Annotated in this window: 20 protein-coding genes; 1 reads left to right on the top strand and 19 read right to left on the bottom strand. The window is 46.0% G+C overall.

From position 1 onward, the window contains the following. Position 1: 1 nt before the first annotated feature. From fliG to NH462_RS07885, 5 genes are all read right to left on the bottom strand, one after another. On the bottom strand, positions 2–1,042 hold the full coding sequence (gene fliG / locus NH462_RS07905; protein WP_010369151.1) for a flagellar motor switch protein FliG: 1,041 nt from the start codon (positions 1,040–1,042) through the stop codon (positions 2–4). After that, positions 1,035–2,753, bottom strand: coding sequence for a flagellar basal-body MS-ring/collar protein FliF (gene fliF / locus NH462_RS07900; RefSeq protein WP_096040862.1), 1,719 nt, complete (start codon positions 2,751–2,753; stop codon positions 1,035–1,037). Before fliF ends, fliG begins: the two co-directional genes overlap by 8 nt. Positions 2,754–2,773: 20 nt before the next feature. Next, on the bottom strand, positions 2,774–3,106 hold the full coding sequence (fliE, locus tag NH462_RS07895) for a flagellar hook-basal body complex protein FliE (protein WP_010369155.1): 333 nt from the start codon (positions 3,104–3,106) through the stop codon (positions 2,774–2,776). A gap of 257 nt (positions 3,107–3,363) precedes the next feature. Continuing rightward, on the bottom strand, positions 3,364–4,743 hold the full coding sequence (locus NH462_RS07890; RefSeq protein ID WP_253105298.1) for a sigma-54 dependent transcriptional regulator: 1,380 nt from the start codon (positions 4,741–4,743) through the stop codon (positions 3,364–3,366). Next, complete coding sequence (locus NH462_RS07885) at positions 4,740–5,840, bottom strand: ATP-binding protein (protein WP_095728221.1); 1,101 nt, start codon at positions 5,838–5,840, stop codon at positions 4,740–4,742. Before NH462_RS07885 ends, NH462_RS07890 begins: the two co-directional genes overlap by 4 nt. Before the next feature lie 236 nt (positions 5,841–6,076). Here NH462_RS07885 and NH462_RS07880 point away from each other — a divergent pair, with 236 nt between their 5' ends. Continuing rightward, positions 6,077–6,676 carry a DNA-3-methyladenine glycosylase I gene (locus NH462_RS07880; protein ID WP_253105296.1) on the top strand — a complete coding sequence of 200 codons (600 nt, stop codon included), beginning with the start codon at positions 6,077–6,079 and terminating at the stop codon, positions 6,674–6,676. A gap of 67 nt (positions 6,677–6,743) precedes the next feature. Here the strand turns inward: NH462_RS07880 and NH462_RS07875 are convergent, their stop codons facing one another. The 14 genes from NH462_RS07875 to NH462_RS07810 all read right to left on the bottom strand — a co-directional run bounded on the left by NH462_RS07875 (position 6,744) and on the right by NH462_RS07810 (position 22,809). Next, positions 6,744–8,183 carry a sigma-54 dependent transcriptional regulator gene (locus NH462_RS07875; protein ID WP_253105294.1) on the bottom strand — a complete coding sequence of 480 codons (1,440 nt, stop codon included), beginning with the start codon at positions 8,181–8,183 and terminating at the stop codon, positions 6,744–6,746. 147 nt (positions 8,184–8,330) lie between these two features. Further along, positions 8,331–9,116 (bottom strand): flagellin, encoded by a 786-nt coding sequence (locus NH462_RS07870; protein WP_253105293.1) that lies wholly within the window; start codon positions 9,114–9,116, stop codon positions 8,331–8,333. A gap of 111 nt (positions 9,117–9,227) precedes the next feature. Then, on the bottom strand, positions 9,228–10,019 hold the full coding sequence (locus tag NH462_RS07865) for an SDR family oxidoreductase (protein WP_253105308.1): 792 nt from the start codon (positions 10,017–10,019) through the stop codon (positions 9,228–9,230). A gap of 23 nt (positions 10,020–10,042) precedes the next feature. Next, positions 10,043–10,744: an acylneuraminate cytidylyltransferase family protein gene (locus NH462_RS07860; RefSeq protein ID WP_253105292.1), complete on the bottom strand. Its 702-nt coding sequence runs from the start codon at positions 10,742–10,744 to the stop codon at positions 10,043–10,045. After that, complete coding sequence (locus NH462_RS07855; protein ID WP_253105291.1) at positions 10,737–11,726, bottom strand: Gfo/Idh/MocA family oxidoreductase; 990 nt, start codon at positions 11,724–11,726, stop codon at positions 10,737–10,739. The genes NH462_RS07860 and NH462_RS07855 overlap by 8 nt, the downstream gene beginning before the upstream one ends. 8 nt (positions 11,727–11,734) lie before the next feature. Continuing rightward, on the bottom strand, positions 11,735–12,778 hold the full coding sequence (locus NH462_RS07850; protein WP_253105290.1) for a nucleotidyltransferase family protein: 1,044 nt from the start codon (positions 12,776–12,778) through the stop codon (positions 11,735–11,737). A 13-nt stretch (positions 12,779–12,791) separates the two neighbouring features. Then, complete coding sequence (locus tag NH462_RS07845; RefSeq protein ID WP_253105289.1) at positions 12,792–13,451, bottom strand: class I SAM-dependent methyltransferase; 660 nt, start codon at positions 13,449–13,451, stop codon at positions 12,792–12,794. A gap of 6 nt (positions 13,452–13,457) precedes the next feature. After that, positions 13,458–14,447, bottom strand: a complete 990-nt coding sequence (locus tag NH462_RS07840) for a GNAT family N-acetyltransferase (protein ID WP_253105288.1) — start codon at positions 14,445–14,447, stop codon at positions 13,458–13,460. Positions 14,448–14,459: 12 nt separating this feature from the next. Then, on the bottom strand, positions 14,460–15,488 hold the full coding sequence (neuB, locus tag NH462_RS07835; protein ID WP_253105287.1) for an N-acetylneuraminate synthase: 1,029 nt from the start codon (positions 15,486–15,488) through the stop codon (positions 14,460–14,462). Continuing rightward, positions 15,488–16,678 carry a UDP-N-acetylglucosamine 2-epimerase gene (neuC, locus tag NH462_RS07830; RefSeq protein ID WP_253105285.1) on the bottom strand — a complete coding sequence of 397 codons (1,191 nt, stop codon included), beginning with the start codon at positions 16,676–16,678 and terminating at the stop codon, positions 15,488–15,490. The genes neuB and neuC overlap by 1 nt, the downstream gene beginning before the upstream one ends. 132 nt (positions 16,679–16,810) lie before the next feature. Further along, positions 16,811–18,157, bottom strand: a complete 1,347-nt coding sequence (locus NH462_RS07825) for an NAD(P)-binding protein (RefSeq protein ID WP_253105283.1) — start codon at positions 18,155–18,157, stop codon at positions 16,811–16,813. Between the two features lie 207 nt (positions 18,158–18,364). Then, entirely contained in the window at positions 18,365–19,507 is a 1,143-nt protein-coding gene (locus NH462_RS07820; protein WP_125720904.1) for a LegC family aminotransferase, read from the bottom strand. Between the two features lie 5 nt (positions 19,508–19,512). Next, the gene (locus NH462_RS07815; protein ID WP_253105280.1) at positions 19,513–20,700 is read right to left on the bottom strand and encodes a UDP-N-acetylglucosamine 4,6-dehydratase; all 1,188 of its coding nucleotides are present in this window, start codon (positions 20,698–20,700) and stop codon (positions 19,513–19,515) included. Next, the gene (locus NH462_RS07810; protein WP_253105279.1) at positions 20,701–22,809 is read right to left on the bottom strand and encodes a 6-hydroxymethylpterin diphosphokinase MptE-like protein; all 2,109 of its coding nucleotides are present in this window, start codon (positions 22,807–22,809) and stop codon (positions 20,701–20,703) included. Between the last annotated feature and the right edge of the window lie 17 nt (positions 22,810–22,826).

The following is a 22,826-nucleotide window of genomic DNA, read 5'->3' as shown; positions in this document are numbered from 1 at the left end:
TTTATAGGAACTCCTCACCACCACCGCCACCAAGCATAATTTCGCCTGAGTCAGCCAAACGTCTAGCCGTTGCCAAAATTTCTTTTTGTGCTGCTTCCACTTCACTGATCCGTACTGGAGGCATAGCCTCAAGGTCATCTTGCATCATCTCAGCAGCACGCTTGGACATATTCTTCATAATCTTTTCTTTCAAAGATTCGTCTGCACCTTTTATTGCTTTCATCAGTACGTCTTGCTGTACTTCACGCAGAATAGCCTGAATACCTCTGTCTTCTACATCCATCAAGTTTTCAAACACGAACATGAGGTCTTGAATTTGTTGCGACATTTCTTCGTCATGTTCTCGGATTGAATCCATCAACTGACCTTCAATATTGGTATCCAAGTAATTCATGATATCTGCAGCGGCTTTTAAGCCACCCATTTTCGCTGCTTGTGCACCAGCTTGACCAGCGAACTGCTTCTCCATGATCTCGTTTAGTTCTTGTAGTGCCGCAGGTTGCACTTCTTCTAAGTTTGCAATACGCATTGTTAAATCTAAGCGTACTTTCTCAGGAAACTGAGACAAAATCTCGGCGGATTGCTCAGGCTCTAAATAAGACAATACAATCGTTTGGATCTGCGGGTGCTCGTTGCGGATAATATTGGCAACCTGCTTCGAGTCCATCCACTTCAACGAATCCAACCCTTTTGCACCAGAGCCCATAACTATTTGGTCAATAAGACTTGCCGCTTTGTCTTCACCAAGTGCTGCGGTTAGCGCCTTCTTAATGAAATCTTCCGATTGGAAACCTATCGTACTAAAACTTTGAATTTGTTCGATAAACAAATTGTGCACAGCTGCTATTTTAGCCTGAGATAGGTCATCCATGGAGGCCATTGCCATACCGACCTTTTGCACTTGCTTCGGCTCTAAGTGTTTCAAAATCTGAGCCGCATCTTCTTCAGTCAAACTAAGCAGTAAGATGGCAGCCTTGTCGACGCCATCTAGCTTGTCAACGTCAAAGGCTGCGGGCAATTGTTTTTGTTCTTGATCAGTCATCTTCTGTCAACCACGCTTTCACAACTTGTGATGAGAGTTCTGGTTCGTTAGCAACTAGGGCACGTACTGCTTTGAGTAAGTCCTCGTCGCCATGTAAGTCTGGCAATTGTAATCTACCGTCAGAAGAGAAGCCAACCGCAGACTCATCGAATTCGTTATTTAGCATATCGAGTGTACTGTCACCTAAATCTACACCACTGGTCAACGCATCTTCATCAAAATCTTCAAGCGTATCATCTGGGTAAATTAGACGCTTAAGCATAGGTCTTACTACCGCTAAGATTAGCACAATGATCACTAAGGTACCTGCTGCAAGACGGATTGTCTTTTGAAACCAATCTTGCTCCCAAAGCGGTATCTCTTGCATTTCAGTGAGGTCTTCACGAACGAATGGTACCGTCACTACCTCTAGTGCATCACCTCGCTGCATATCAAAGCCCACACCACCTTGTAGCAAACGACGGATGTTATTTAACTCTTCTTGCGTACGCGGCGCCATTGCCATGTTACCTTCAGCATCAGGTTTTGCGAGGTAGTCAACGGCCACACTCACACTGATCCGGCGAATAACCCCAGTTTGCTGACGTTTATGGCTAATAGTAGTATCTAATTCATAGTTACGGGTTGCTTCTTTTTGATTACTGCTTGGTGTCGCACTTTGACCATTACCGCCTTGCCCTGCAACCTCTGGGATATTTGAGTTTATAGGAGGTTGATTAGTCAGCGCACCCGGAATACCTACTGCTAAACCACCAATATTATTTTCTTCATACGTCGTTTCGCTACGAACCGCAGGTAAATCTGGGTTATAACGTTTTTGCGTTTCTTCAACTGCACTGAAGTCCATCGTTAAGTCAACCTGCGCGGTAAAGTTACCAAGACCTACAGTTGGGATCAGGATGCTATCAATTTTTTCTAGATATTCTTGTTCACGCTTACGTTCGATTTCGTACTCTTTTCTCGAGCGTGCAGCTAAAGAGTCTTGAGAACCAGAGTTGAGTAGACGACCGTTTTGATCGGTGACGGTCACGCGTGAAGGTTCCAGGCCTTGTACCGCTGATGCCACAATGTCTACGATTGAATCAACTTCTTCGCCGCCAAGCGTTTTGCCACGTTTAAGGGTAATAACTACGGTTGCAGAGGGCTTTTTCTCGCGACGTGCAAAGACGTTTTCTTTTGGAATTGCAAGCAACACTTTTGCACGGTTTACGTCTTGTAACTCTTCAATTGTTCTCGCAAGTTGTTGCTCACGACTATGTTTTAAGCGCTCTCTTTCAAGACGTTGGCTAACACCAAAACCCATATCCTGCATCAGAATATCAGTGCCAGAACTCGGAGACTGGGTAAAACCGTCACGCGCCATGCGTAGTTTTATGTCTTGATAGTCCGACTCAGCAACTAAAATGGTATTACCATCTAATTGGTATTCAATTTTCTGTTGGTCTAAAAAGTCTAACGTTTCGACGAGTTCTTCTGTTGGGTATTTACCAAGCGGACGCATATCTGGCTGGCGCGCCCAAATGATAATAAAGATTGCGATTGCTAAACAAATAGCAAGGGCAATAACCAGAGTAACCTGGCGCAACATATCAACACCGCTTAGCGCACTGAAGTAGCCTGATTTTTGCTCTTGTTGCTCATCCGATCCGCTGTCATTATTCAGCGCTGCATCGGAAAGCGTAAGATCTGTTGATTGATTAGTAGCCACGATTACTCTCCACAGTCACTCAATTAAACTGGCATGCTCATGATTTCTTTATAGGCCTCAACAAGTTTATTACGAACTTGCACTGTTGCCTCAAAAGCGACCGACGATTTTTGTTTCGCTATCATGGCTTCTGCAAGAGAAACGCTTCTGTCACCCATTTCAACAGCGGTGACTTTTTGTTTCGCTTCTTGTTGTAAGCCATGAACCGTATTAAGTGCGTCTGAGAGTAAATCGCCAAACTGAGCCGATGAAGATGCCGCCGTCTTAACCGGCTGCACTGATGGCTGTGTGTTTCTCGTCGCTTCTGCAGCCATTGCCTGCATTTCTTGAAATAGCGCTGATGATTGTACTTTCATGATGCTTTACTCAAAATAACTCTTAGTTACCTGTAATAAAGCAGAAAACGTGCCAACTTAAAATCGTTAATTTTCAGTATCTTGAAACATTTTTAGTATGTCGAAAAATTGGCAGTGCATAGAAGTAAAAACTAGGCGCCTAAGATCTGCTGATCTTTATAGGCACCTAATTAAATTTTAATTGACATATAAAGCTTAACCTGAGGTTTGGAAAAGCAATGAGCTAACTCACTCCTTTTAAGCTTAGGTATCTTAGGTTAAGCGGGTAACGCAATCCCTAAATCTCGCATTTTTGCCAGCTTATAGCGAAGTGTGCGAGGACTCATACCCAATACCTCCGCCACCTCTTTACGTTTACCATTAAACTTTGCCAGCGTATCTAAAATAATTTGGTGTTCTTTATCCTGTAACTCATCTTTATAGCTAATGATTTCATCCTCACCTAGAGAGCGCTCCATTAAAGCTGATGCTTCATGATTTAGAAGTGGTGCAGACTCAATCAAAGCCATCGGTGAGAAATTTTCGATAAAAATATCATCTTCTTGAATTTCATTACCTTGGAACAAAATCAGGGCACGTTGAATAACGTTGTCTAATTCCCTTACGTTTCCAGGCCAACTGTGCGAACTGAGCTTGCGCTTTGCACCGCTGCTTAATATAGGTGTTGGCTTGCCTGCTTTTTGCGTATGTCTTACCAACAAATGCTCGGCTAACACAGCGATATCACCTGCTCTGTCCTTCAATGGCAACCACTCTAGCGGGAAAACATTGAGGCGATAATATAAATCTTCTCTAAATACCCCATCATCCACCGCTTCTTTTAAATCGCGGTTACTGGTTGCCAACACTCTGACATCCAGTGAAATGGTTTTTCTGCTGCCTAGACGCTCAACCTCGCGCTCTTGTAACACGCGAAGTAATTTTGCTTGTAATCCCAAATCCATCTCTGTGATCTCATCAAGCAAAATCGTTCCCTTTTGTGCTTGCTCAAATTTTCCAGGGCACGCTTGAATGGCACCTGTAAACGCCCCCTTTTCGTAACCAAATAGGGTCGCTTCGAGCATATTTTCCGGGATTGCAGCGCAGTTAATTGCGATAAAAGGCTCGTCTGCTCTGTCAGATTTATCGTGAATATAACGAGCCAACACTTCTTTACCTGAACCGCTTGGCCCAAGTACCATAACGCTAGCATCCGACTTAGCTACTTTTGCGGCCAGTTCAAGTAGTTTAATACTCTTTGGATCGGCAACAATGGGGCCGTCTGTCTCTTTTTCCTTCTCAGGTAAATAACGTCCAACCATATTAAGCAATACTTCTGGCGCAAATGGCTTCGCCATATAGTCGATAGCACCCAATCTCATCGCCTCAACCGCATCATCAATGGTCGCGTATGCTGTCATCATCAATACCGGTAATTCGGGATAGTTGAGTTTAATGGTCTTTAACAAGTCAAGCCCACTCATGGCACCCATTTGCACATCACTCACCACCAAAGAAAAGGTTTCCTGCTTTAGCAATAAAACGGCTTGTTCCGCACAACTTGCTTCTACGCACTCGATATTTGAAAGCTGCAATGTATCTATGAGTGCTTCTCTTAAACCAGCATCATCTTCAACAACTAAAACTCTGTTACTCATAGCTCCTCCGCCTCAATTAGTGGTAGTACCAAGCTAAAACGCGCGCCCTTACCTTCAACATTGTCTGCCTGCGCAAACCCTTTGTGTGCGTTAGCGACTGAATTAACCACAGCAAGTCCTAGCCCAGTCCCCTGCGACTTAGTGGTAAAAAATGGTTCAAACAACTTGTCTACTAAGGTTTCATCAATGCCAGGACCATTATCAACAACTGAGATACGTACATACTCGCCACACGGCTCGCGCTCTGCATTAAGTTCAATGTGTGCCGCACTGCCAATTATTTGAATACTGTTGTGGATCAGATTTTGGATCGCACTTGCAAGCGCCGTACGATTACCTAATATTTCGATATCTGGCTCAGGTAAAAATGCTTCCAACTTTGCTTGGTTAAGCTCAACCATAGCGTCAGCACCCGCTTTGACTTCACTCAATAACTGTTGCATTGACACTCGCTCAACCACTTGTTGTTCACCGCTTTTAGCAAACAGCAGCATGTCATTAACTTGGCTTTCTAAGTCTTTTAACCGAGACATCAACTTATCGTGAAACTTTTCTCGAGAAGCCGAAGGAAGGTTAGCTGCACCTAGATTTGCACCATATAACATCGCAGCCGATAACGGCGTACGCACTTGATGCGCCAATGAAGCAACCATTTTTCCTAACGCACTTAACCTTTGCATATGCGCAACACGGCTTTGGAGCCGGCGCGTCTCGGTGAGATCTGTCATCAAAATGAGTTGCCCAGGTTCCGGTGTTAGTGCGGTTATATCTAACTTAATTCTTCTGCCATCTTTAAGAGAGACTTCATGGCCATCGTCCTGCTGTGGTCGAAATGAACGCTGAATAACGCTAAACCACTTTTCACCTTCGAGTGGTTCTCCCAACATATCCATCGCGATTTGATTTGCCTTGGCAATCATACCTTGACCGTCAAGTACCACGACACCCGCAGGCATAGTATCAACAAGATGGCTTAACCAACTCGCCTGCTGCCTAAGGTCGCTTAGCTCACCGACGTAGGCTTCTTGCAGCAAACAGGGATTGTAGCGATTCGTCGTTGGTACAAATTGTGGATTAATAACATGTGCTAATGCCATTTTTCCGCTCTCTTAAAAATAAACTCAATGGACAAAAGCAAAAAACGATCCAACTTTATATTTCATTTAAAACATAGAGTTACATAACACCTAACAATATCAATTTATTGACACTGTTTTTATATACAGCATTATGCTAGAGTTTTGAAAGCCAAATGTGATGCCGCAATGAGTAGTTGGCGTAGTAAATCATTTAGCTTATTCATATTCACAAATTAGATAGAAGAGAGCCAACAATGACAATACGATGCGGCTGGGTGGATGAGAGCAAACCCGATTATGTTGAATACCATGATAAAGAATGGGGAAGACCTGTACTGGATGACCAGAGCTTGTTTGAGTTTATCACATTGGAATCTGCACAAGCTGGCTTAAGCTGGTATACCATTTTGAAAAAACGTGAAGGCTATAGAAAAGCATTCCACGATTTTGATGTACACAAAGTGAGCCAGATGACAGAGCAAGATGTCGAGCAGCTATTAGCATTTGACGGAATTATCAGAAACCGAGCAAAAATCGCAGCCACGATAAACAACGCTAAGCGATTTATTGAAATTCAGCAAGAGTTTGGCAGCTTTGCAAAATACCAGTGGCAATTTGTTAATTACAAGCCTGTTATCAATCCCATGCGTGACAAACACGATGCCGTTGCCACCAGTGAACTCAGCGACAAATTTGCCAAGGACTTAAAAAAACGTGGGTTTAAGTTTTTAGGTTCAACCACCGTGTATGCGCATATGCAAGCTTGCGGCATGGTTAACGACCATGCCGATAACTGTTTTTGCAAACAAACCATTATTGCCAGTTATCAAGACTTGGATTTTACTCGACTTTAAACAATAAAACACAAGGCCGCGTATTAAGCGGCCTTGCTGAGTTGATTCGGTAGTAATTGATGAACTATCAGTCACGATTGAGATTATACTTTTTCATCTTCTCAACTAATGTTGTTCGGCGAACGCCCAAGATTTCAGCCGCGCGAGCAACCACATAGTCGTAGCGCTCTAAAGCTTGAGTGATCAAATCAATTTCAAGCTCTGCTAAATATTCTTTTAACTCTATCCCCTCGTCCGGCAGTAAGCCAACATTCTCTGCTTGCGGCGCAAAATCTTCCGCGACCATGTCCTCTTCGTCGTCACTAAAACCATCGCTAAATAGTTCATTGAACGCATCTTTTTCTAATAGTTCCTCTGGATATTCAGGCTCAAACGCTTCAACTTCTATATAGCGGTATTTTTGTGGTAAATCCGTCACATCGACAACCTTGTCTGGGAACATAATCACCATTCGTTCCACAAGGTTTGCAAGCTCTCGAATATTCCCAGGCCAAGCGTGCGACTTTAAGCTGTCTACGGCTCTATCCGTAAACTTAACCGAATTACCCGTTTGTTCATTTACTCTACGTGTTAGTTCTTTTAGCAGTAGCGCAATATCTTCCGCACGCTCGTTTAAAGAGGGGTTTTCAATGGGGAATACATTGAGTCTATAAAATAAGTCTTCGCGAAACTTGCCGTCTTCAATCATGGTTTCAAGATTACGGTGCGTTGCGGCAATCACACGAACATCGGCCTGAATAGGCTTTGTGCCCCCTACTCGTTCATAGGTGCGTTCTTGCAAAACTCGTAACAACTTCACCTGCATTTGCAGTGGCATATCACCGATTTCATCGAGAAAAAGCGTACCGCCTTGCGCAAGTTCAAAGCGCCCTTTTCTGGCTGAAATCGCGCCAGTAAACGCGCCTTTTTCATGACCAAAAAGCTCGCTTTCTAACAATTCCCCAGGGATAGCACCACAGTTAACTGGCACAAATGGTCCCTGCGCACGTTTAGACAATAAGTGTACGTTACGTGCAACCACTTCCTTACCGGTTCCCGATTCCCCCAAAATAAGGACATTGGCGTCGGTTTTAGCCACTTGAGAAATCAAGAAACGAACGTTTTTAACCGCTTCGGTTTCCCCAACTAAACCATCAAAGCTCTTATTTAGTAGCTTGTTCTCTTTGTTTGGAAGCATACGTAAATATTGCTGACAGTCATGTAGCAATTGCATCGTGACTTCTTGCCCAAAGGGTTCGGTGATGAGCCCTATCACATTCGGCAACGCAAGTAGTGGTCTGAGCGTTTCACCTATTAATAAAAATGGGACGGCTGGATGAGATTTTATTAGTGCTTCGTGTGTTAAGCTTTGCAAAGCGCCTAGCACAAAAATTGGTTCTTGGTTGTTATCAAGGATCTTGGGCTCATAATGCTCTTCGGCCAGCACATCGTTTGCTTGACCGACAAAACTAAGTGCCGCACCTAATCCGATCGCTCTTTTGTTGTTGTTATCTAAGATCAAGACCATTGCTTGAGAACCAATCTACTTAAATTTTTTCAATAGTTAGATTGTAAGAGAGATTAAGGGGGATGCAATACCTAAGTGGCAACTTTTTGACATTAACGCCAAAAAATCGCCACTAGAGCTGTTCTATATCAATACTTTGGTATTAATTTATAATAAACCTAGTACCGATGATGCAGACTGATTAGCTTGGCCACGCAAAGCAATAGAAGCTTGCGACAAAATATCGTTGGCGACTTGATCGCTCACTGCTTGCGCGTAATCGGTGTCTTGAATTCGACTTTGGCTAGCCGCAATGTTCTCACGTTGGTTACTCGCAGAGCGAATCGTACTAGATACCGCATTTTCAAATGCACCAAGCTCAGCACGTTGGCTGTTTAAATCTTCAGAAACGGTATCTGCTGCATCGATGGCTGCTTGTGCGCCCGCCTGCGTCGATATGTCCACACTCAATATTGCACTGGCAAAACCACCATCAGTCTGCTGTAGCGACTGAGTAGTATTAGCATCGGGACCTACCTGAAAACTACGAGACTCACCATCAAAAATTTGTGCGCCGCCAAACGTGGTATTTTCAAACGTTTCACTGATTTGCGTTTGCAGCTGCGATACTTCCTCTTGCAATGCTTGACGGTCACTATCTGTCAACGCCCCATTACCGGCTTGAATCGATAATTCTCTAATCCGGGAAACTGCATCATTCACACCAGATAATGCCGAGTCAGCAGTTTGCGAATACGAGATACCATCATATGCGTTACGAATAGATTGACTGTAGCCGTCCTGTTGAGACGTCAAACGATTAATGATCTGCAAAGCCGCAGCATCGTCTGCAGCAGAATTAACCTTCTTACCAGAAGCCAGTTGTTCGTTGAGCTTTTTAGAAACTAACCCAGCCTGCACAGTTGAATGAGAATTCAAACCTCCAATTTTCATAGCATGCCCTCTAATAACGTCTTAAACATATTATAGTATAGGCCGATAAACGAAGGTCTAAAAGGTATTTCTAAAAGCTACGAAACGATCGAGCTTTACATAGAATGCACCTTATACTGCGGTCCAGCCTCCATCCAAACTTAATGTTTGCCCTGTCATATAGTTAGACAGCTGGCTGGCAAGGTAGGCGATGGCACCTTTTACATCTTCTTCTGTCGCCATCCGATCAAGCGGCACCTTACTGTTATATTTTTTGCTAAACGATTCGGGCTGACCTCTTTCAATACCACCCAGTAAAAGAGTGTTAACCCTGATCTGAGGCGCCACAACAGGTGCCATCCAGCGGGTAAGCTGCATTAGGCCCGCTTTACTGGCAGCATAAGCTGCAGGGTTACCCATATCAGTGCCGGCATAGAGGTCCATTTGTGGCCCGACAACGCCGTATATCGAAGAAATATTAATGATGGACTTTACCTTATGTTCCGACCTCGCCATCAACTGACATGCTTGCTGGCTGATCTGGAATGGGGCCGTTAGGTTAACATCAATACATGCCTTAAAAGTTTCCAAAGATTGCTGCGCAAAAGGCACGCACCAGCCGGTGAGATTATCTGTACCAACAAACGCGGCGTTGTTGATCAAACAATTCAGCGTGCCTCCTGTGATAGTCTCTACTTCACGCATCATCTCACTGATGTCGCTGCTTTGCGCCAAATCTACGCGCAGAATGATAATCCGCTTTTGTGCATACGCATCTTTGAACTGCCCTTCTATTGCCGCGTTCAGAGCCTCAGAGTGGCGATCTGCCAGGATCACCTTCCCCCCCAGTTCCAGAATCGTTTCAGCCGCCGTTCTGCCAACATGACCTGCTCCGCCGGTAATGAGTGTCCAGGTGTGCTGCATATCCTGTAGCTGTGCAATCGTCCTCATGCTTGCTCCCGTTTTTTTATTAATAGTTCAGCAAATTCAAAATCTAATTGATCGTCAATATCAATACTATGCGATCTGGGTATTACCACACCTAATGTGCTGCCTGATAACACCCCAGTTGCTGTTAAAACAAACCGTGCCGTCGTCAAATAACCGACCGTTGTCACGTCATATACTGAGGGCACGTCCTGTCTGCGATGGAACTGGCCTGCATCGCACACCAGCGATGTCAGTCCGTCATCATCAAGACGCACCATATTAAAATAAGGGTTTCTTGCTGACTCAGTCACACACAGTGCCAAATCGCAAGTCGACTCATTAAACTGGCTTACCAATCGTTCGATATCCTCGCGGGCACGCAGCGGTGCAGTGCACGGTAAACTCAGAAACAAGTCATCATCTTGCATGTTGCAATGGGCTTGCAGATACTCCACGGCATGCTGCCAGGCAAGCCACTCATTGGCCTGGTCGCTGGCAAGCGCTTCAGGGCGTGTGATCACCTGAGCCCCATAGCTATCGGCAACCTGTGCAATCTCATCACCGTCCGTTGACACATATACGCCCTCTACCTGTGAAAGCTGGTGTGCCAATTCAATGCTATAAGCAAGTAAGGGTTTTCCATTTAATGGCTTAATATTTTTTTTAATAATGCCTTTGGATCCCGCTCGCGCGAATGTAACTGCAAAAATCTTAGCCATGAATTTGTACGTCCTCCTGCTCGATTTGCTCGATCAGTGACTGCACTGCAATCCCCTGACGGAGCTCTGCATCATCGCATTGCCAGTGTGCAATTTTATCGAGAAACACTTGCATCATTCTGATGTAGGGCTGATTGCCCTCTTCGAATACCTCCACAATACGTTCCTCAACCCCATTATGAATAAGGAGCGTTTGTGCGATAGCATCCCACACCAGTTCCCCTTCGGTACCACTCACTTTCAGTGTCCTGAACGCTTTTCTTGACAACATATCCAGGCTGACATGGGTACTAACCTGTTCCTGCTGGCCGGCAATCGTCGCCATAGCCAGGATCTGAGCCTCGTTCTCACAGTCCATCTCCAGACTCGGATGAACCGTTTTCAATACACCAACCTTATTGAGCTTAATCCCGAACAAGCCAATCAAGTAATCTAATTCGTGGCTAAGCTCTCTGAGCACACCGCCACCCAGGGACTTGCGTGCCGATACGCAGGATTGGTAGGGTTTTCCCGGTCGCCATTCGGGCAGATACTGACCGACACTGGCAGAAATACGCCAGATTGTGCCCAAATTAAGCTGCTGAAGTAAGCTTTTTAACTGTGCATATCCCTGAGTAAAGCGCAGATCATATCCCAGCATGACTGGGACAGGGTGATGCTTGTGCTGTGCCAGTAAAGCTTGCGCCTGCTGATGCGTCTGGCAGAGCGGCTTTTCCAAAAAGCAGGGGATACCAAGTTCAAATAGCCGCAAGGCCTGAGGGGCATGCTGCGGTGCCGGAGAGCAGACAAATGCAATATCAAACGTATGAGCAGACAGCGCCTCATCCAGAGCGCTATATACTGTCACGGGAAAACTGTACTGCTGGTCCAGTTGTGCGGCTGAACGACGCACCACAACCAAGTGTGTGATGTCAGCCAGCAAAATTAAGTTATTGATATGGCGCTTTGCAATATTGCCATATCCAGAAACAAGTACCTTCAAAATAACGCCTAGAAGTTATGTAAAAAGTCAATCTGAGCTCGCTCGAAATCAGCCATTCGTCCAATATCGAGCCAGTATTCATGAATTGGGAACATCGCGACTTTTTCTTGTTTCGCGAGACATTCATTGATGAGGTCAGGCATATCTTTGTGACCGCCCTTGGCCAGTGCATTGACGACTTCGGGCGAGATGACGTAGATCCCTGCATTGACAAAATATTTCTCGATGGGCTTTTCGACAATCTCTTTTACCTGATTATCTTGCGCATTAATCACACCATAGGGAACCTGATATTCATATTCCCGCACGCACATAGTGATCTGCGCTTGCTCGCTAAGGTGATAAGCCAGGAGCTCCTTGAAATCAACTTTGGTCAGTAAGTCGCCGTTCATTAAAATCAGGGGATCGGTCTGCGCAGGTAACAAGCTCAATGCACCTGCTGTTCCCAGCGGTTTAGACTCCTCTACATAGCCAATATCGACCCCAAACTGGCTACCATCCTTAAAGTAGTCTTTGATTTGCTCTGCAAGGTAATGCACCGAGACCTTAAACTCCTGAAACCCGTAATTCACAAAACTCTCTATGATAGTTTCCAGAATAGGTTTTGTCCCTACCTTAAGTAATGGCTTGGGACACTCTTCCGTTAAGGGCCTTAGCCGGGTGCCATAACCACCCGCCATCAGAAATACCGTGTTACTTTGTGTCAACACAGATAATGACTGAGAGACCTCGATATTGATGACTTTATTTTCCGCACCCAAAACAGGGATATAGAGCAATTTGTGATGCTCAAAGGCTTTTTTGCGGGCGATGCGGCTGTCTTGTGGACTAAAAGTAACCGGAGTGGTACACATAAAGTCCGTCACGGGTGTACTCAGCTCCTTACCCGCCACGATAGCGCGGCGAATGTCCCCGTCCGTGATCACTCCTACCAGCTGTGCCTGTGCATTGGTCAAGCAGACGAGTTTGATTGACGACTCATTAAGCGTTTTGATCGCATCTTGCATCGTTGCCGGCAATGGCAGCAGCGAATCGGTCCAGGGTTCGTTCATAATGGGTACCTCTTTATTTTACCGCAGTCATACACCATTCTTTGGTAATTAACACTTGATCTTCACTACGGGCCAATTCGCCGAAACTGAAACTGGAGAACGGTTCTAATAACTGGGCGATTTCATCCTCAGCCGTAAACCGAGTGGGCCCTTTACCTGCCGTCGGCCCGGTATCCGTCAGATAACAGTTATGGCTTATCTTCTCGCCGGTTTCATCGCCGAGCGTGCCTTTAGCAAAGGTTCTTGAATACAGCTTTCCACCGGGCTTTAGCACTCGGTGTACTTCTTTATATATCGCCACTGACTCGGCAAATGGATTGCAGGTCACCGCCTCAACATCAATTACCGCATCAAATGTCTCGCTATCGTATGGCAACGAGCTAAAGTCACCACACAAAACTTCACCACGCCAGCCTGGTAGCTCCTTATCAAGGCGTGCCTTGGCCTGCTCAACACCCGAGGGGGAGCCTTCAATTGCATAAACATCAAACCCTTCGCGTGCCAGAAACCATAAGTTTGCGCCAGGCCCACTACCAATTTCCAAAATTTTAACGGACCGTCTATCTTCAAGCTGGTAGAAATTTCTCGCAATAAAGCGGATCACATCTTCTCCGGGGTACTTACCCCATTGTTGTGAAGTAAAAACGCGTTCCCATACATCATCCCATGCCATAGCCATTCACCTATAAAATATTACTCTGTTAACGGGTTTTCCCGCAGCTTGATACTGTGCCCTCAGCGCTTCATATGCAGCAGAGTTAAAGATCCATCGACAGATATTGAAGTCCAGATGAAGAGCAGAAAAACCCGCTTTAAAAAAGAACAGGGGATCTTTTTCATCATTACTCAGACCACCACCCAAGTGCATCACCTTAACCCCCTGCGCCCGACAGGCTTGTGCCGCAAAATGAACACATGCCTGAGTACAGGCATATTTCATACCATCTTTTGTGGATGCCGATAAGTGATATTCCGCAAAAGATCCAGCCTGCAATACAATACATCCCGCCAGTACCTGGTCATCCCGGTATGCCAAATACAGTTTCGCCAGCGCTGAACCTGACAAGGCTGTAAAGTAATCCCTGTCATATAGGTACTCCTGTGTAGCATTTAGCTCTGACATACGCCTTTGGTAAAGTTCAAAAAACGCTAACCACTCCTGCAAAGACGTGGCTTGTTTTACACAAACATGCTCCTTGCGTGACTTACGGATAGCCGTTCTTGATCTGGTCTGATAGCTGGCCAAAAGATCTGGTACGGTTAAGTCAATCGCCACAGTGCGCCTGTCAAACCAACTGTCTCCCGACATCTGTCGATGATTTTGCCATGCCGGAATTGTGCGGATAAAGCCACATAGTGCGCCCCGCTTTGCAAAGGCACTGATGCACGCCTGGTTCAAGTGAGCCAGTTTTTTAGGATCCGTGACATTGGTGATCGCACCGCCGTATCCCCGGGGCGTTTCAAAGTCAATCAAGCCTTGCTCACTCTGTGTGAGATACCCGGCCAGATAGTAAAACTCAGCCTGCCCAATACATAAGTAAAACACCGCAGTACGAGCGCGGGATTGCATCGCCTCTAGCTGAATATACTCGGGTGAGGCTGTTGGATATTGCTTATCCTGATCTAGCGTATCAAACCAGGCTTGTGCGGTGCTTAAATCAACAAACATGACGGCAGCGGCTCAGCTCAGGTTATGTGAGCCGATCTCGACCGGCATATCAGGGTCATAATCCTGGCTTGCAATACCGCCTATTACCTCAAACCAATGCTCTGCCCCCACCCCCTCTGGCGAGCGTTTGGTTGTTAGGTTTTCAGCAGTGAGTTGCTCACCTTGTCGAATGCTGTGTCTCGCGACGATTTTTTTTCTCACCACATCCTTTGTCGCCAGCTCTGGCGCCGTCGGCTGTTTTATGTCGCTGCCAAGTGCCACCTCAACATTTCGGATTTGCCTGACCATTTCTTTAAACTGTGCAGGCTCAGATGATGCAGCATGATCCGGTCCGGGCATGGACTTATCTAAAGTGATGTGTTTTTCAATTATCTTCCCCCCCAGTGCCACACTGGCCAGCGCGACTTCAGCGCCGAGCGTATGATCTGAATACCCCACTGGCAGACCAAACTGTTGTTTTAATGTTGTCATTGCATTAAGGTTGACCAGTTCCATTGCTGCCGGGTATTCGGACGTACAATGCAATATCGCAATTTGCTGCTCATCCAGTCCACCAGCTTTAAGGTGAGAGAGCGCAAATTCAACCTCTGCCAGATAGGCCATTCCGGTAGATAAAATGACCGGCTTGTTTAGAGCGGCTATTGCTCTGAGGAACGGAACATTGGTGATCTCTCCCGAAGGGATCTTGATCCGCTTCACATCCAGCTCATTCAATAAATTGACGCTAACCAAGTCAAACGGAGAAGACATAAACTCAATATCGTGCTGTTGGCAATATTGGATCAGTTCAATGTGCTGCTGTTTATTCAGCTCAAGCTTTTTAACCATCTCGAACTGTGTTTCTTCAGCACAGGTGGTTTGTTGCTGATAAGCCGCTTTGGGCGTGCTTTTCACCAGCTCTTCTTCGGTAATAAAAGTCTGGAATTTGACAGCATCAGCGCCGGCTTCAACAGCCACGTCGATCAGCTTTTTTGCTAATTCAAGGCTGCCATTGTGATTGACGCCCACCTCGGCGATGATAAAAACGGACTCGTATTGCATTATGCACCTATATCATAAAATTTTTTTCGGCAGTTAATCGGCCACTGTACTTTTTTCAATACTTCAAGGACTTTATCGACCGTGTGACCATCCCCATAAGGGTTCACCTCACGGCTCAGTTGCGTCAGAAACTGTGGATCTGATGCCTTATCTACTGCATTTAGTATGGCTTTTTTATCGACCTCAACGTCAATAACATTAACACCGCGTGTGCGGCCCGCTTGCCGGTTACCAATATTGATGGTGGGTTTACCAAATGATGGCGCCTCTATCAGCCCACTTGAAGAATTTCCGAACACCATCGCACAATGTTTAAGTGCTGACAGATAACGTTTAAACCCTAGTGATGCAATTAAACATACGCGCTCGCTATGTTGTTGCCTGAACGCACTGAGCAAAGGAATAAAGGCTGCTCCGGCCTCATCATTGTTTGGAAATGTAATGATGACCTTGTAAGTCGCCATCAGCGCATCGAGCGCAGATAAGACCTCGGTCAATTGCTGTTCACCTGTCAGCGCACCATCTTTAGGCACTGGGTGAAAAGTAAAGAGAATGAAGGGGCTGTCTAATGAAAAATCAAGGCTTTCTGCCAGCTCTGTTTGTGACAAAGTACTGCAACGGCGTATATTTTCTAACCCCGGCTCACCAACATTAAACACCGTTGAGGGCGGCTCGCCTAACTGGATCACCCGGTTGCGGTGCGATTCGTTCGAAACAAAGTGTAGTTGCGACATTTTGGTCAGGGTATGGCGAACAGTGTCATCAATAACCCCTTCGGTGATTTCACCACCGGAGAAGTGAGACACCGGAATAGACATCAGCGCAGCTGCCGACACTATGCCCAGTAGTTCATATCGGTCACCCATGACCATTACCAGATCCGGTTCGCGACGCGCGAACACATCTGCAAAGCTCATCATGCCCAGAGCCGATGATTTTGCCTTCGCACAGCGACTGCTGCCGGCAAGCATAATATCGACACACTCAGTGATCTCGATTGCCTCATCTTCAATTTCGTTGAGCGTATAACCCTGCTCGGGCACCAGGTGATTACCCGTTACAACCAACTCAAAATTGAAGTGTTCAGATGCGTGTAACGCTTTTATCAACCAGTAAAGTACGCCAAACTCGGCTCGGGAGCTGGTGATCAGCATGATTGTCGGAAGCTGCGTTGGCGGCTTGATTTTCATGGCTTACATAAATCCAATTTTTTTAGTTATTTATCTATTCTAACAGATTTGTGCTAAGACCAAAAAAATGCAAACCGAATCAGGCGTGAATTAAGCAAACCGCGACTATTCACGCCTAAAAGCACCTTGTCTTTATCTCTGGGCATGCTTATAAACATCCAGGATCACGTCGTTCATAAAAAAGATGTCGCCACGCGCTTTACCAAAAAGCTGAATGTTGCTCACCGCAGACTTGACTGTCTCCAGTTGTTCTTTTTGCAGCGCACGGAATGCATGTGTCGGAACAGGAAAGCTGTTTGGGATAAAATCTGTGGTGGCAAAACGTAATTCGCTATCCGATAGAAAAACGCCGCAGGCCTTAAGTTCATCTAAGATCGCCTGTTCATCCGGTGCCGATTGAGACGAGCCCGCAGCTCTAAACAACTCAACCGTTGCCCTGTAGCCATCCGCATCTCCATGGCCCTGCATATTTGAATACAGCGTCGTCCTGAAATGACTATATTGCGGATCATAGTTGCAATAATAATGCATTGCCGTCGATGGGGGACGGTCAACTATCAGGTGGATCAGATAAGAGTCTAAAAACAATAGCGGCTCGGCCGGTTTGCTCAGTGTGACCGGTAGCAACTTGAGTAAACCAAACAAGGGGACAGTCCAGGTCACGAGCTGTGTGGCAACGCGTTGATCGCCAATGGTCAAAGCGGAGATCTGCCCTTCCTGATACTCAATGTCTGAGATCTGAGTTCCCAAAGACAAAGTACCACCCAAAGAAACAAACTTATCCAACAGAATATCAACCCAGGCACCAACACCGCCTGACTCGGGGTAAAACCGCGCCTGGCCCGTTTTGCCCTCGTGAAAAGAACGAAATGCCAATACCTCATCCAGCAAAGGTAACTGTTTAAGCATTCGTACAGCTTGCGCACTGTATCCCTGCACTCGCGCCAGCCCGAATAGCAGATGCGAATCTGGGGTCAAATGACTGGCGCACTGGAAGAATAGCTTTTCTGCAGCGGGGATCATGAGTTGTTCACTGATTGTTTTGCCAAACTGGCAATGCAACTGCTCAGCCAGGCTGGCATAGTGCGCTTTGCGTGATGCTGTGGCTTCAGTAAGTTCATAAAGACCCCGAAAATAATCGGCCTCTGGCAAAACTGCGGCATCGACAACGGGAGATACCTCCCCTAACTGACCATGCACAAAATGTCCACACTGGAGCCCATCAAATTCAATCCACGCGCCTTCTCTTACTTCTGCAAACAGTAAGTTGTCCAGCGCTTCATCACCCAATTCACACAGCAGGTGGGTGCCATAGTCAAATGTATGCCCTTGTGGGGTATGAAACGAGCGCATCAGGCCACCAGCCGCAGTTGCATTGTCGACTAGCAGTACCTTACGCCCCTGCTGCGCTTTTACCAGGCCCGCCACAATACCGGCAATGCCAGCCCCTACTACAATATCGTCGTAACTATCTTTCATCTGTTCACCTAACGTCGCAATACAGCACATCTAAGTCATGTCAAAGGTATGCATTTCACAAGCCAATCCTTAAATCACTGTTCACAGCCTTTCGTAATGATCTTAACCAGTCCATTAGAACTTAAGTCACATTTAAGCAACTTGATACCTGTCAAAGACTTGTGAATAACAATAGACTTAAACAGTCGCTTCCCAAACACAACGGCTCTACAGTACCGGTGTGCTCGGCAAGTTGACCAGGCGATCGCTCAACCACTCACTCACCGTCAATGGACCACTTAATGAACCTTGATACATAGGCAACCGATTCATCAATTGCCATACAGGCCGAGTTAATACTTTCTCTGCGTTGGTCGAGCGTAATAGCGCCTCTTTTTCCTCGCTGGACGGACAAATAACAGCATTTAGCCAGTAATTGGAGCGCGCATAGCTTGGCTCTGTAACAAACTCATAATCAGTCGCATGGAAAAAAGCTTCATAGCGCGCAGCCAATGCTCTTTTTTGTGCTAGAAATGCATCCAACTTGCTAAGTTGTGCACATCCTAACGCCGCATTGAGGTTAGGCATCCGAAAGTTGAATCCGGGTTCATCGTGATAATACTCATATGGGTGAGGTACCTTCGCAGTCGTGGTCAGGTGTTTAGCGCGGCTCCCCATCTCACCACTATTACACAATAAAGCGCCGCCTCCACCTGTGGTGATGATTTTGTTGCCATTAAAACTCAGCGCCGCAAGGCAACCAAAGGTGCCTGTATGTTGGCCTTTATACCAGGAACCGAGGCTCTCTGCCGCATCTTCAACCAATACCAGATTCCACTGTTCACACAGCGCCGCCAGCTCATTAAGCTGAACGGGGTGACCAAAGGTATGCATTGGCACCACAGCTCGAATGATCTGTTTCGTCTGTCGATGACGACAGTGGCCGTCGCTATCCAAAAATGCATGCTGGGTTAAATAGTCTGCCATGGCCTCTGGGCATAAGCCCAGGCTGGTACGATTAACATCTATGAATAACGGTGAAGCTTGCAGATGGTGGATCACGTTACAGGTCGCCACAAAGGTAAGCGCCTGGGTAATCACCAGATCGCCTGGTTGCACGCCTGCCATATAAAGCGCTGTATGCAGCGCTGCACTACCATTAACCGTCGCAATAGCCTGCCTGGCGCCACAATAGTCTGCAAGCTGCCGCTCAAACGCATCGACATACTGCCCTACACTGGAAACAAAGCTTGATTCAATTGTCTCCATTACCTTTTGCTTTTCGAGATGGTCAAAGGTAGGTTGATGTAGCGGTATCACGCCATTGGTTTCATAGTATGCGCGGATGTGCGCTATCAGCTCTTTTGAAATCGACATTACATTTTATCTTCCAGTGAGCGCCCTAACTCCAGATGGGCAAATTCTGGCAATAATTGTTCAAATAATGTGACCAGTTGCGCTTTTGTCCATCGTCCGGATTGTCGCAGATCGCTGACTGCAGTTGCAAAAGCATCTAATTTCGCCTCATCAAAGCAAGCTTGTTGCTTTATCACGCCAAGATTAGTGAAGCGCGCTAAGTCCAGGGTTTCCTGCTCAGTGAAAAATTCTTCCTGGGGTTTCTCCCCAGAGGTATTTGATTCACTGAATAAACATGGCCACTTGCCCGCCTTTGGCAACTCTGACATCAGCGCTCTGGCTTGCTCCTCTGAGTCACACAGGTAAGGCTCATAGCCATAATATGCCAGATAGCGCTGGGCAATATCAGAAAAGGTTTGCAGGTGTAGCTCATCCCTTAGTTTTGGGAAAAAGATATCGAGGTTGTGACCCAGCAAGCAAGATAACAAGCACAACTGCCCCGATTCTTCCGGTGTTATAAAGTAACGTTTAATGTCTTCGGGTGCGACGATCGGCTGACGTTTCCTAAGTCGCATGTCAAACCCATGTAATAAGGAGCCGTCACTGAAAGCCACATTGGCAAAGCGCGCCATCGACACTGGCAGTTTCGCACTGCCACGCATCAAAAACAGCTCCATAATCCGCTTACTCGCCCCCATCATATTCACAGGATTAGCCGCTTTATCAGTAGAGACGCTGAAATACTTTTTCGCATTCTTTTGAATGGACTGCGCATGGGTCTTCTGCGAGTTAAAGATATTGGTCTCTATCATTCTCATAAGCGTGAAAGGATCTTTCTCGCTACGTACATGCTTTAATGCAGAGAGATTCAGTACATAGTCGTAATCTGACTGTGCAGACAGAAACGCCGCAAACTCTAGTGAACCAATATCCAATGTGAAGGTTTTAAATTCACCCTCGATATACCCTAACGAAGAACGAATATCACGCACCAATTCCACTAAGTTGTTTTCACTAATATCAACAATATGCAGTAGTTTTGGCTGGCGTTTAAATATTTCTTTGCTCACCGCCTGGCCAATTGTGCCCGCTCCGCCCAGCACCAAGAATCTTGACTGGCGAACCAGGTTACTGAGCGCTTCGTGATGTGTCGATATATCTTCGTCAAGCAGGCCGCTGGAGCGGCCAATCAGGTGTAAAGTATCCATTTATTTATCTTCGTTACGGTACTTAGGCAAGGTGAAATCACACTTGGTATGCCAATTCAGGGCAAAGTCCTCTCTGATCTCTTTGAGGAACTCTAACCAGATTGCAAAGCCGCGTTTAAAGTGCGCCATGGTTTCCTTTTCGTTTTCAAAAAAGTACATCATAGTCATCAACGGACAGTGGAAATACAGCAACGTGCCTTTTATCAAGTGAAAGAAGTGAGGGTGTACAGATTTACGATAAGCGTACACCACTCTTTGTTGTGCTTTAAGCAGCTCATTGGCTTCTTCTTTTGTTGAGAACGGACGTTCGCCTATTTCAATGAGGTAATCACACAGCTCTTGATACTCTTCAATTGCCATGCTTTTCTCTGCATCCTGCAAGTCGATCGGCTGAAAGTGTGCTTGCTTAAGTGCTTCAACAGTCTGATGTTTATCCAAAGAAGACTTAGCGATTAAAACTTGCTCTTCACGCAGAGCAATAGCATTACGGATCTTCGCACCTTCTCCGACATTATAAATACGACACCCAGGCACGCTGTGGGCCAGTCTGTCTAACATTGCTTTAGATAGCGCCAATAAGGGTGTTGCAAGCACATCATCACCAAAGTTACCCTCCAGTTTTATGGTCGCACCAGCCATAGGCTTAAAACTGGATTTCAGCTGCTCATCGTTGTAAATACTGAGTTTAGAGTGCGTACTGCCTTTTTGCGTATAGCCATTGTCGACACCAATCAAATAGATATCTTCAAAGCCCATGGATACGGCATAGGCCGCTGCGGTGTTTGACACCAAGGGGCCACAGGCAGGCAATGAGGTCACGCTTAGTCCGTAGCGCTTAAGCGTTTCCATGGTTAAAAATGCGGAAGCAGCTTCAGGGCCTTTAAGGCCGATCCCCGTCCATTTATAGAGTTTAGGAACATCCGGATGCATAACATCGACAGCCAGTAAATTGGTGTCTCCATATCCCTCTTCAGGTTCTATATGCAGTAAGACATCGTAGGTTGCCTGCGTGCGTTCTACCAGTACATGAAAATCAGGTTTAATGCCCGCTTTCATCAGACTTTGAAACGCGGTGCCACCCGCAATGATAATCGCATCATCCTGGTGTGCCCTGAGTAGTTCAATGGATTCATCTAATGACGGACCATTACCAACTACAAATACCGGAATTTGCTGAGCCAACTCCTTTCCTTTGATACGTGGAAACAAGAAGCTCGCGCCCTGCTCCGCATTGAGCACAGCGTGTGCAAGGCCGGTGATTGCATCATTGTAGAACCCAAACCCTTGATGTAACTGATAATAATTATCAAAAAAGGCTTTAATCAGGTTGGTGATTTCATCAGACGGATAATGCTGATAACAAAAGCTGTTAATGATAGAGAAAATACCAATGTCTTCAGCGACTTTAAAAATTTCGTTGAAAAAATCCTGATAATCTATACCCAGATGCAAAAACAAACACCCACCTTGCTCATCAATGGTGGTAATGATTTCATCCCAGTCAATACAAAATAGACTGGCAAAAAAGAGTTCAAGGTCTGGCTCACAAATGAAAAGATAGTCAAATTTATGACGCTGCAGCAGCTCCGTCAGGTGATACCCCAGTCCTATGCCAAACACAATGGCGCTGGGAAACACCTCGGGTAATGAATCTAGCCGTTTGCCACCGGTGCGCTTAATACTGGAGAGTATTTCAACCAGTTTGACCATATAACGTACATGAACACGTTTATCTGTGCTTTGCCAGGGCGTTGCCTCAAAGTAATCTGTCCTGCCAAAGTTAGCATGCTCGGTATAATGTGCGACCTGCTCTTTTGCCTGAGCAATGGGATCGTCACCATACAAGGGCACTTCCTTGCCACTTGGAAAGAAGTTGCCGTGGCCGGACTGCGTGACATGGATACAAAAATCTTCGCGGGTCTGAAAGCGTTCTATACTGTTGGCAATTTCTGGGTAATATTTACGAAATGCGGCCAGATTGCGCTCGAAACGGGGATTAGCCTGTTCGGCAAAGATCTGCTCACGCTCTTTTTGCTGTTGTGTCGCGAGCAACTTCTCTTCTGCAGCCTTCAACATTTGTTGAAGATCGAGGTTATCATCTGAGGTCATGTTGTGAGCCTGTCTAT

It is taken from the genome of Pseudoalteromonas sp. OANN1 (assembly GCF_024124685.1).
Classification (GTDB): Bacteria; Pseudomonadota; Gammaproteobacteria; order Enterobacterales; family Alteromonadaceae; genus Pseudoalteromonas; species Pseudoalteromonas piscicida.
The sequence above is the reverse complement of the archived record's forward strand: the minus strand, read 5'-3'. Positions and strand labels throughout refer to the sequence as shown.